This is a genomic window from Streptomyces pratensis (genome assembly GCF_037137275.1).
GTDB lineage: Bacteria > Actinomycetota > Actinomycetes > Streptomycetales > Streptomycetaceae > Streptomyces > Streptomyces pratensis_B.
In genome coordinates, this window is sequence record NZ_JBBBEN010000093.1 from 26,812 (window position 1) to 36,326 (window position 9,515).

General features: G+C 73.9%; 12 protein-coding genes. 6 read left to right on the forward strand and 6 right to left on the reverse strand.

Annotated elements, in window-relative coordinates:
- Nucleotides 1–30: 30 nt before the first annotated feature.
- The 5 genes from coaA to V9U70_RS19500 form a co-directional block, all read right to left on the reverse strand.
- On the reverse strand, nucleotides 31–1,026 hold the full coding sequence (coaA, locus tag V9U70_RS19480; protein ID WP_336676935.1) for a type I pantothenate kinase: 996 nt from the start codon (nucleotides 1,024–1,026) through the stop codon (nucleotides 31–33).
- A 219-nt stretch (nucleotides 1,027–1,245) separates the two neighbouring features.
- The gene (locus V9U70_RS19485) at nucleotides 1,246–2,247 is read right to left on the reverse strand and encodes a CU044_5270 family protein (RefSeq protein WP_336676939.1); all 1,002 of its coding nucleotides are present in this window, start codon (nucleotides 2,245–2,247) and stop codon (nucleotides 1,246–1,248) included.
- Nucleotides 2,235–2,855 carry an RNA polymerase sigma factor gene (locus V9U70_RS19490; RefSeq protein ID WP_336676941.1) on the reverse strand — a complete coding sequence of 207 codons (621 nt, stop codon included), beginning with the start codon at nucleotides 2,853–2,855 and terminating at the stop codon, nucleotides 2,235–2,237. The genes V9U70_RS19485 and V9U70_RS19490 overlap by 13 nt, the downstream gene beginning before the upstream one ends.
- 126 nt (nucleotides 2,856–2,981) lie before the next feature.
- Complete coding sequence (locus tag V9U70_RS19495; RefSeq protein WP_336676943.1) at nucleotides 2,982–3,170, reverse strand: DUF397 domain-containing protein; 189 nt, start codon at nucleotides 3,168–3,170, stop codon at nucleotides 2,982–2,984.
- Nucleotides 3,167–4,048 carry a helix-turn-helix domain-containing protein gene (locus V9U70_RS19500; RefSeq protein WP_336676944.1) on the reverse strand — a complete coding sequence of 294 codons (882 nt, stop codon included), beginning with the start codon at nucleotides 4,046–4,048 and terminating at the stop codon, nucleotides 3,167–3,169. The genes V9U70_RS19495 and V9U70_RS19500 overlap by 4 nt, the downstream gene beginning before the upstream one ends.
- Nucleotides 4,049–4,183: 135 nt before the next feature.
- Here V9U70_RS19500 and V9U70_RS19505 point away from each other — a divergent pair, with 135 nt between their 5' ends.
- Nucleotides 4,184–4,603 carry an ATP-binding protein gene (locus tag V9U70_RS19505; RefSeq protein ID WP_336676946.1) on the forward strand — a complete coding sequence of 140 codons (420 nt, stop codon included), beginning with the start codon at nucleotides 4,184–4,186 and terminating at the stop codon, nucleotides 4,601–4,603.
- Here V9U70_RS19505 and V9U70_RS19510 read toward each other — a convergent pair.
- A complete protein-coding gene (locus tag V9U70_RS19510; protein ID WP_336676948.1) occupies nucleotides 4,590–4,754 on the reverse strand; it encodes a hypothetical protein in 165 nt (54 codons plus the stop codon). The genes V9U70_RS19505 and V9U70_RS19510 overlap by 14 nt on opposite strands.
- 203 nt (nucleotides 4,755–4,957) lie before the next feature.
- Between V9U70_RS19510 and V9U70_RS19515 the strand changes: the two genes are divergently transcribed.
- The 5 genes from V9U70_RS19515 (at nucleotide 4,958) to V9U70_RS19535 (ending at nucleotide 9,489) form a co-directional block, all read left to right on the forward strand.
- Nucleotides 4,958–5,512, forward strand: coding sequence for a hypothetical protein (locus tag V9U70_RS19515; protein WP_336676950.1), 555 nt, complete (start codon nucleotides 4,958–4,960; stop codon nucleotides 5,510–5,512).
- A 32-nt stretch (nucleotides 5,513–5,544) separates the two neighbouring features.
- Nucleotides 5,545–6,045, forward strand: coding sequence for a hypothetical protein (locus V9U70_RS19520; RefSeq protein ID WP_336676952.1), 501 nt, complete (start codon nucleotides 5,545–5,547; stop codon nucleotides 6,043–6,045).
- A gap of 185 nt (nucleotides 6,046–6,230) precedes the next feature.
- Nucleotides 6,231–6,581, forward strand: a complete 351-nt coding sequence (locus V9U70_RS19525) for a YciI family protein (RefSeq protein WP_336676954.1) — start codon at nucleotides 6,231–6,233, stop codon at nucleotides 6,579–6,581.
- Between the two features lie 5 nt (nucleotides 6,582–6,586).
- Nucleotides 6,587–7,927, forward strand: a complete 1,341-nt coding sequence (locus V9U70_RS19530; protein WP_336676956.1) for an RNA polymerase sigma factor — start codon at nucleotides 6,587–6,589, stop codon at nucleotides 7,925–7,927.
- Nucleotides 7,928–8,133: 206 nt separating this feature from the next.
- Nucleotides 8,134–9,489, forward strand: coding sequence for a M14 family metallopeptidase (locus V9U70_RS19535; RefSeq protein ID WP_336676958.1), 1,356 nt, complete (start codon nucleotides 8,134–8,136; stop codon nucleotides 9,487–9,489).
- The last annotated feature ends 26 nt before the right edge of the window (nucleotides 9,490–9,515 follow it).

A 9,515-nucleotide genomic window follows, 5' to 3' on the forward strand; every position in this document is an offset into this window, starting at 1 on the left:
GTCGCCCTCCCGTCGCCGGCGAGCGGCGTGTCAGAGTTTGCGCAGGGACAGCCTCTGGACTTTGTGGTCAGGGCCCTTGCGGAGCACCAGGGTGGCACGGCCGCGGGTCGGAGCCACGTTCTCCAGCAGGTTCGGCTTGTTGATGGTCCGCCACATGGTGCGCGCGTAGTCCAGGGCCTCCTCCTCCGAGACCTGGGTGTACTTGCGGAAGTACGAGGACGGGTCCTGGAACGCCGTCGCGCGCAGCTTGCGGAAACGGCTCAGGTACCAGGTCTCGATGTCCTCGGCGCGCGCGTCCACGTACACGCTGAAGTCGAAATAGTCGGCGAGCCCGACGCGGGTGCGGCCGTCCTTGCCGGGGAGCGCGGGCTGGAGGACGTTGAGCCCCTCGACGATGAGGATGTCGGGGCGGCGGACGGTGAGCCGTTCGCCGGGGACGATGTCGTAGATCAGGTGCGAGTAGACGGGGGCGGTCACCTCGTCCTTGCCCGCCTTGATGTCGGCGACGAAGCGGGTCAGGGCGCGCCGGTCGTAGGACTCGGGGAACCCCTTGCGGGACGTCAGGCCGCGCGCCTGGAGCTCCTTCATCGGCAGCAGGAACCCGTCGGTGGTGACCAGCTCGACGCTCGGGTGCTCCGGCCAGCGGGCCAGCAGCGCCTGGAGGATGCGGGCGCTGGTGGACTTGCCGACGGCGACACTGCCCGCGACCCCTATGACGAACGGGGTGCCGCTCTGGGCGCCGTGCCCGTTCCCGGCGTCGCCGAGGAAGGTGTTCAGCGCGCCCCGCAGGCCCGAGGTGGCCTGCACGTAGAGGTTGAGGAGCCGGGAGAGCGGCAGGTAGACGTCCCGCACCTCGTCCAGGTCGATGACGTCGCCGAGCCCCCGCAGCCGCTCGACCTCCTCCGCGGTCAGCGGCAGCGGCGTCCTGTCCCGCAGCGCGCTCCACTCCTCGCGCGCGAGGTCGACGTAGGGGGTCGCCGCATGCTCGGTGCGACGCTGGGGGCTCCGTGCCGGCGAAGTGATCACCCGTTCATTGTCACGGGAGTCGTACGGGAGTTCTGCCGGGGCGGAGGGTGGGCTCGGTCACGTGGGTGAACCGGCCGCCGGCCCGGCGGCCCGCCGAGGGGCCGCCGAGAGCCCGGTGTCCGCTCCCCTGCGCCGGACACCGGACCCGCGGCGGCCCCTCGGTACGGTCGGCCGATAGGCGCCCGCCCCTGTACCCCTGTGCCCCTGCGGCCCTTGGGGTCAGGGCTTCTCGCCCTTGGCGTCGACGACGGCGGCGTGAGTGCGGGCGACGGAGTACAGGACGTCCCCGGGGTGGTGGACCGGGGACGGCTCAGTCGACAGGCCTCCGGGGACGGTGAGCGCGTGCTCCTCGGTGACGACGTCGCGCGTCCCGGCGTAGCCGTAGCCCACCGGGTCGATCAGGATCTCCCGCCGCGTGGGCTGTTCGTCGTGCTCCCGGGTCACCGCGATGACCTCACGGCCCGCCGCGTCCTTCACCAGGTGGTCGGTCACGTCGACGCCGCCGACCGTGGCGAGCGCCCGGTAGATCCGGGCCAGCGCGTCCGGCGGGAGCGGATACGAGCCGAGCAGGACGGAGGCGGCCCGGAAGGTGTGCTCGTCCTCGCCCTCCGCCTCGCCGTTCGTCCCGTCCCCGGTGGGGAACGCCTCGCGGAGCTCGGAGAGCAGCGCCTTCGGGTCGTCCGGCAGCGCGGCGGCGATCCGGTAGGACTCGCGGGCCGTCCGGTAGTCGGTGTCGGAGGTGTCGTCCGCCGCCGCCTCGTCGTCGTACGGGACCCAGGAGTCGGGCTCGCCGCCCCCGAAGGAGACCGGGAACTCGGACCCGTCCGGCAGGGTCGGCCGGTCCGGCTGCCCGTGGACCTCCCGGACGTAGATCCACTGGTCGGGGCGCGGCTCCGGCGGGACCTCCAGCAGCTCCAGGTGCTCGGCGGCCCGGTTCAGCGCGGCGGCCGGGCCGGACAGGTCGAGGTCGCCCGCGACGGTCGCCGGACCTGCGGGCCGGGGCGGGGGGCCGCCGACGGCCTGGGTGAGGACCAGGACCGCCGCGGTGATCGCCGCCGCCGCCCCGAGCGAGGCCACGCGCCAGTGGGCCCGCAGCCGGAAGGCGCGGCGGCCCTCGCCCGCGATGGCGTCGGTCAGGCGCTTGCGGCCGGGGGCGAGGGCGGCGCGGTCGGGCACGGGCGCGTCGGCACGCAGCTCGCGCAGCCGGGTCATTTCGTCCATGACGGAGTCAGCTCCTCTTCTGCCGAGGCGAACGCGGGATCGGCGCTCAGCGCCTCACGGACCTTGCGGCGGGCCCGGTTCAGCCGGGACCTGACGGTGCCGACCGGGATGCGCAGCGCCTCGGCCACCTCCTGGTAGCCCAGGTCCGCCCAGGCGACGAGCAGCAGGACGTGCCGGTCCCCGGAGGAGAGCGCGGCGAGCGCCCCCGCCAGGGGGGCCTGGACGGCGATCCGGTCGTCCGCCCGGTCGCTCCACGACGCGGCGACGGAGTCGTGCCCGGTCCGGGCCAGGGCCTTCAGCGCGCGCACCTCGCTGCGCCGGTGCCTGCCGATCAGGTTGGCGGCGATGCCGTACAGCCAGGGCCGGGCCAGCCGGTGGGCGGTGTCGTAACGGTGCCGGGTGCGGAACGCGATGAGGAACGTCTCCGCCGTGATGTCGTCCGCCGGGCCCTCCCCCAGCCGGCGGGCGGCATACCGGTGGATGTCCGGGGCGTGCCGGTCGTAGAGCCCGGAGAACAGCTCGGGCTCCTCCAGGGACTGCGCGATGACGTCGGCGTCGTCCCGGCTGTCTTCCTCGGGGCCGGGGCGGGCCGGAGGTGGTCCGGTCACTGCGCCTCCAGGGGTGCGTCGGTCGGTGTCGGTCACCCCTGTTGCCCGCAGCGGCCGGAAAGGTTCACACCCGGCGGCCCGCCCCTCCGCCCCGACCGGCGGCGCGCCCGGCCGGGACCTGACTCCTCAGCCCTTGGAGGCGTAAGCGACGAAGTCCGTCCAGGCGGCCGGTGCGAAGCCGAGGTGCGGGCCTTCGGCCGGGAGCTGCTTGGAGTCGCGTACGTGGACGGTCGCGGGGGTGGTGGCGATCTCGACGCACTGAGGCCCGTCATTGGTGCTGTAGCTGCTCTTGAACCAGGTCAATTCGGTGCTCATGTCTCTCCCAGCAGTTTCTCGATGAATTGCCGTGACAGCCGGGGTGTGAGGGCCTGCGCCCGGAGCAGGTTGTAGCGCATCTCCAGGATCTGCACCTCGCGCGGGTTGGTGATCAGCCCGCTGATGAGCTGCACCTCGTTGTGCCCGACGGTCTTTCCGTCCCTGAGCTTAATCACCTCATGCGAACCGCCCAGCCCTGCGTGCTCCTCCGCCTCCATCGGCATGACCTGGATCTCGACATGCCTCAACAGGCTCAGCTCAAGCAGGTGTTCGAGCTGGCGGCGCAGGACCATTCTGCCTCCGGTCCGCCGCCTCAGCGTCGACTCCTCCTGGACGAAGGTCAGCAGGGGCGCGGGCCTCCGGTCGAAGACCACCTGGCGGGCCATCCGCGCGGCCACCAGACGGTCGATGTCGTCCTCGCTGTACGCGGGCCGCCGCTCCCGGTACAGCGCGCGGGTGTACTCCTCGGTCTGGAGCAGCCCGTCGATCACCACTCCCGCGTACGAGCCGATCTCGACGGCTTCAGCCTCCAGCTTCGTCAAGTCGCGGACTTTTCTCGGATACCGCGCCTCCGCCACGTCCTTCTTCATCGCCGCGACCTTGCCGCCCGCGCCCACGACCTCGTCCGTCCTGTCGAGGAACTCCGGCTTGGGGATGCGGCGTCCGCCCTCGACCTTGAAGACGAGGTTCTCGCTGTATCCGATCGCCGCGCCCAGCTCGGCGGCGCGCAACCCGGCGGCCTCCCGCCACAGCTTGATCTGCCGGCCGACGGCGGCGATGACCGCGCCCGAGTCGTCCTCCAGGCCGAAGTCCCTGTCCTCGTCGTCCCCGTCGAGCGCCGAGAGGTCCTCACGGACCCGGTTGTTCACGTCAGTCATGCGGCCGATGCCTCCACCCCGTCTACGTGTGCCGGACGCGTACGGCGTGGACGTCCCCCGCACTTCGGGGACAGCGGCGGGCCGTACCCGCGTCAGTGCTTCTCAGAGTAGGTACGGTCGGCCACTCTGAGTGACGTGAACCGAAAAATCACCCCATCGCGTGCCCGCACCGGACAGTTCGCCGTGCAGCTCTCCGCCACCCGCCGCGGCGCTCGGCTCGCCCGTCTCCTCGCGACGGAGCAACTGCGGTCCTGGGGGCTGCCGCTGGAGGACGCGAGCCTGGTCATCGGCGAGCTGGCGACCAACGCCGCGCTCCACGGCTGCGTCCCGGGCCGGGACTTCCGCATCCTGCTCAGCGTGTACGACGACATCCTCCGCATCGAGGCCGTCGACACCCGGGGCGGCCACCTGCCGTGCACACAGGCCCCCTCCGTCGACTCCGAGAGCGGGCGCGGGCTGTTGCTCGTCGAGGCGCTGTCGGTGAGGTGGGGCACGGAGCACGGGCCGTTCCCCCGCAAGACGGTCTGGGCGGAGGTGGCGCTCACCGGATCGTGACCGCCGCGACCCGGACCGCCGCGACCCGGACCACCGCGACCCGGACCACCGCGACCCGGGGGACGAGGACGTGGTGGGCCGCGTCGTGGCGGCCCGCGACGTAAAGGCTTTTCAGTACCTCTTCAAGAGCGGGGGAAACACCCCACCCCACCCCTCTGTGACCGTTCGACCCCGGGTGCGTGCGTGCGCACGCCTCGTCACTCGCGCGGGTGAGGTTTGCCAACCTGACTGGATTCCGGGCCGGTTGGCGGGCATATGCTCACGTTCACCACAACCCCAGACATGAGACGGCCCCCGGCCGGGACTGGCATCCCGACCGAAGGCCTGACCACCGAGGAAGAGAGAGCCTTCCTGATGGATACCGTGCACATTAGCGCGCCCTCGCACGCACCGTCCTCCGGTGTCGTGCACATCAACGTCCGGCTCACCGGCGGCTTCACGATCATCTCCAACCGGCTCTCCCAGCGCCGGGGCATGTCCTTGCTGGCCATCGGCCTCGGCACCCACATCCAGTCGCTGCCGCCCGGGTCCAAGGTGGGCGTCAAGGTGCTGGCGAACGCCTTCCCGGAGAGCGAGGCCCGCATCGCCGCCGCCCTGCGGGAACTGGAGCACCACGGCTTCCTGCGCCGCATCCGTGAACGCGTCGGAGGCGGGCGGTTCACCACGCGTACGGAGTTCTACAACCACCCGGAGGCGGCGGCCGGGCGGACGACGCCGCCGTCTCCGGCACGAGGGCCGCGCCCCCGCCCGCCCCGCGCCGTGAGCCCGCGCCGGAGTGTGCGCTCGCACCACAGCGTGAAGCCGCGCCCGCCCCGCGCCCCGCGCCCGCATCGAAGCCCGCGCCCGCCCCGCGCCCCGCGCCCGCGCCGGAGCCCGTACGCGTCCCGGAGCCCGTACGCGCGCCGGTGACCGTTCCCGCGCCCGTAGCGGCGCCTGAGCCCGTGTTCGTCCGGGCGCCCGGGGCCGCAGCCGTACGGGAGGAGCCCGCCCCCGCTCCCCGTCCCGTGCCGCCGCCCACCGCGCCCAAGCCGCCGCCCGCGCCGCTCCCCGCCCCCTGCCGTCCCACCGCCGCGCTGCTCGGCCAGGCCGCCGACCTCCTCGCCGGGCTCAGGCGCACCGCGCCCCTGTTCGTCCTCACAGAGGCGGACGTGCGGCGGCTCAGCCCCGGGGTCGCGGCCTGGCTGGAGAGGGGGGTGCGGCCGGAGGCGGTACGGGCGGCCCTCACCGACGACCCGCCCGTACCCCTCCGGCACCCGGCGAAGCTGCTGCGGCACCGGCTGATCGCCCTCCTGCCGCCGCCGCTGCCGGTCGCCGCGCCCGTCGTGCCCCTCCAGACCTGCGACGGCTGCGACCGGGCCTTCCGGTCGACCGTGCCGGGGGTGTGCCGGGAGTGCCGCGAGGCCCGTGCGGAGGGCGCCGGGCCGCATCTCGTGAGCGCGTGAGAGCGGCGCCGCCCTGCCCGCCCGGGGGCGCACGGGTCTCCGCTGCCGGAGGGGCCGCCGCCTCTTCCCCGAGGCCGGGGAAGAAAAAGTCGGGCGGCGTGTCGATCGACCCCGACCCCGTTCGTCGTCATGGTGAAGGACGCCCCGCACGGCGGGGGCGACACACCGACGACAGGAGTCGAACCATGAAGTACATGCTGCTGATCCACAGCGGGGCCGCCGACGAGCAGGGCGGCGCGCCCCAGTGCACCGTCGAGGACTGGATGGCCTACGACAAGGACGTACGCGACGCGGGGATCTTCGTCTCCGGGGAGTCGCTGGCCGACCTGGTGACCGCGACCACCGTGCGGGTCTCACCGGCGGGGGAGCGGACCGTGACCGACGGGCCGTTCGCGGAGACGCGGGAGCTGCTGGGCGGGTTCCTCGTGATCGACGTGCCCGACCTGGACGCCGCCCTCGACTGGGCCGCCCGTTGCCCCGGCGCACGGGACGGCGGCACGGTCGTCGTCCGGCCCGTCGCGGACTTCGGGGCCTGAGCGCGGTGGCGGGCGAGGGAGCGGTCTTCGGGGAGGACGGGCTCTCCGGGGCGGACGGCCTCTCCGGTCCGGCGGGGGAGGCCGTCGAGGCCGTCTTCCGGGAGGAGCGCGGGCTGCTGCTCGCCTCCCTCGTCCGCCGGTTCGGGGACCTCGACCTGGCCGAGGAGGTGACCTCGGAGGCGATCGAGGCGGCCCTGCGCCACTGGCCCGCCGAGGGCGTCCCCGCCCGCCCCGGGGCCTGGCTGCTGACGACCGCCCGGCGCAAGGCGGTGGACCGGCTGCGGCGGGAGACGGCCTACGCGGCCCGGCTCGCCGTCCTCCAGGCCGACGCGGTCCGGGCGGAACCCGCGCCGCCGGCCGACGCGGCCGGAGCCGGGGCGGGCGAACCGGCCGACGAGAGGCTCCAGTTGTTCTTCACCTGCGCCCACCCCGCCCTCGCCGCGGAGGACCGCGTCGCCCTCACCCTGCGCTGCCTCGCCGGGCTCACCACGCCCGAGGTGGCGCGGGCCTTCCTCGTGCCGACGGCCACCATGGCCCAGCGCATCGTGCGGGCCAAGAAGAAGATCCGCGAGGCCCGCATCCCGTTCCGGGTGCCGGGCCCCGACGAGCTGCCGGAGCGGCTGCCGGGGGTCCTCCAGGTCGTCTACTCGGTCTTCACGGAGGGCTACGCGGCCAGCTCAGGGCCGCGTCTCCAGCGGCTGGACCTGGCGGAGGAGGCGATCCGGCTGGCCCGGATACTGCACCGCCTGCTGCCCGCGGAGCGGGAGAGCGCCGGGCTCCTGGCGCTGCTGCTCCTGGTCCACGCCCGGCGCGACGCGCGCAGCGGGCCGGGCGGGGAGCCGGTGCTCCTGGACGCCCAGGACCGGGCGCGCTGGGACCGGGCGATGATCGAGGAGGGCCGGGCGCTGGTGGTCGCGGCGCTCACGGGCGGACCGGCCGGGCCGTACGGGGTGCAGTCCGCCATCGCCGCCCTGCACGACGAGGCGGCGGACGTGGCCACCACGGACTGGCCGCAGATCGTGGCCCTGTACGACGTGCTGCTCACCCTCGCCCCGTCCCCCGTGGTGGCGGTGAACCGCGCCGTGGCGGTGGCGATGCGGGACGGGCCGGGCGCGGGGCTGGCGCTGCTCGACGCGTTGGCGGGGGAGCCGAGGCTCCGCGCGTACCACCCGTACGCCGCGGCGCGGGGGGACCTGCTGAGCCGGCTGGGGCGGCGCGCGGCGGCCGCGGAGGCGTACCGGGAGGCGCTGGAGCTGGCCGGGGCCGAGCCGGAGAGGGCGGCGCTGCGGCGGAAACTGGCCCATGAGGAGGAGGCGGGGCGCGGGGGCGCGGGCGGCTCCGGGTGACGCGGGCCCGGCCCCTGTGACGGCCGGCGTCCGCGGTGGCCGTGGGGCGGGGGCGGGGCGGATCGGTGCGCGCGCGGGCCCGTGCCGGGCGCCGGCCGCGGTGGGATGGCCGGAACGCCTATCTTGACCTGACCATGACATCGCACGATTCTGTGCCCGTCGCACAGCTCCACCCCCCACCCCGACGGACTCAGGAGACTGCCAGCATGCGACTCGTCACCCCACGGACACCCCGTCCGACGAAGACCAGACGCCACGCCGCACTCGCCGTCCTGCTCGCCCTCGGCCTCGCGGCCCCCGCCACCGCCGTGGCCACCGCCGAGACCTCGGCCCCGAGCGCGGCCGTCGCCGCGGACGAGCGGACGCTCCAGTACGAGATCACCGGGCGCACCACCCCCGCCGCCCGGACCGACATCGCCCGCGCGGGCGTCTCGATCGACGAGGTGCACGACCACGGCGTCGTGATCACCGCGGACGCCGCACAGGCCAGGAAGCTCCGGGCGCGCGGCCACGTACTGGAGGCCCTGCCCGCGCCCGTCGCGGAACCGCACGCGGCGGACGGCGTCGGCGTGCGCGACTTCCCGCCCGCCGACTCCCGCTACCACAACTACGCCGAGATGAGCGCGGAGATCGACGCGCGCATCGCCGCCCACCCCTCGATCATGAGCAAGCGCGTCATCGGCAGGACCTACCAGGGCCGGGACATCGTCGCGGTCAAGGTCAGCGACAACGTGGGCTCCGACGAGGCCGAGCCCGAGGTCCTCTTCACCGCCCACCAGCACGCCCGTGAGCACCTGACCGTGGAGATGTCGCTCTACCTGCTCCGCGAGCTGGGCCAGGGCTACGGCTCCGACTCCCGGATCACCCGGGCCGTCAACGGCCGCGAACTGTGGATCGTGCCGGACATGAACCCCGACGGCGGCGAGTACGACATCGCATCCGGCTCGTACCGCAGCTGGCGCAAGAACCGGCAGCCCAACTCCGGCACCTCCGCCGTGGGCACCGACCTCAACCGCAACTGGGCCTACAAGTGGGGCTGCTGCGGCGGTTCCTCCACCAGCCCCTCGTCCGACACCTATCGCGGGGCGGGCCCCGAGTCCGCGCCCGAGACGCGGGTCGTGGCGGACTTCGTCCGCAGCCGGGTGGTCGGCGGGAAGCAGCAGATCACCGCGGCCATCGACTTCCACACCTACAGCGAACTGGTGCTGTGGCCCTTCGGCTACACCTACGACGACACCGCCCCCGGCATGACGGCCGACGACCGCGACGCGTTCGCCGCCGTGGGCCGCAAGATGGCCGCGAGCAACGGCTACACCGCCGAGCAGTCCAGCGACCTCTACATCACCGACGGGTCGATCGACGACTGGCTGTGGGGCGCGCAGAGGATCTTCGGCTACACCTTCGAGATGTATCCCCGCTCCTCCTGGAGCGGCGGCTTCTACCCGCCGGACGAGGTCATCGAGCGCGAGACCTCCCGCAACCGGGACGCGGTGCTCCAGCTGATCGAGAACGCGGACTGCATGTACCGGTCGATCGGCAAGGAGGCGCAGTACTGCTCCTGAGCGGCGGCGCGGCCCCCGGCCCCTCA